The sequence below is a fragment of the Bartonella sp. AP58NXGY genome (assembly GCF_042195785.1).
GTDB lineage: Bacteria > Pseudomonadota > Alphaproteobacteria > Rhizobiales > Rhizobiaceae > Bartonella.
Genome location: NZ_JBHIOY010000385.1, coordinates 1 through 584 on the forward strand (window position 1 = coordinate 1; position 584 = coordinate 584).

A 584-nucleotide genomic window follows, 5' to 3' on the forward strand; every position below is an offset into this window, starting at 1 on the left:
TTTATCTGATATTACAATGGTTTGTGCATTTAAAAACCTTAATTGAGATATTTTTATGCACAAAGTGAAGTGTTAATAAATAACACTATGTTGTAAAGTTGACTAACATATGTTACAAATCGTTCACTTACCTCATTTTCACTTAATTCTAGTGTTTTTGCAACATTATTTAGAAAGTTTTGACATATGATCAATGTATTTAAAAAGCGTACACGTTTGTACGCACTAACAACAAGTGCGCTCTTCCTTTTACAAGGTGCGGATGTTTCTATGGGGGCTGGTTGGTCCTTCTTGTTACCTTCCTTTTCATTACCATCTGGATTACCACTTTTGAATCTTTTCAATGGAAGCTCGAGCACAGGGGCTAGAGAGGGAGATACTAGCAGACAAGGATCTCAAGAATCTGAAGTAAGTAATCCTATGAGTGTTACTGTTCAGTCTCATTCTCAGCCTCAGCCTCGGGTTGTGTCTGTTTCAAGTCGTATTCAACCTATTAGTGCTTGTTATTCTAGAAAGAATAATGATTTTATTCCTGGCGTGATAAAGAGTGTTGCAGGTAGGGAGCGTATTTCGGGTGGAGTAGC

Annotated in this window: 1 protein-coding gene; it reads left to right on the forward strand. The window is 37.2% G+C overall.

The features are described 5' to 3' along the window. Positions 1-186 precede the first annotated feature (186 nt). Positions 187-584: hypothetical protein (locus ACFINC_RS11590; RefSeq protein ID WP_375617294.1), on the forward strand; the 398-nt coding region annotated here is incomplete at its 3' end.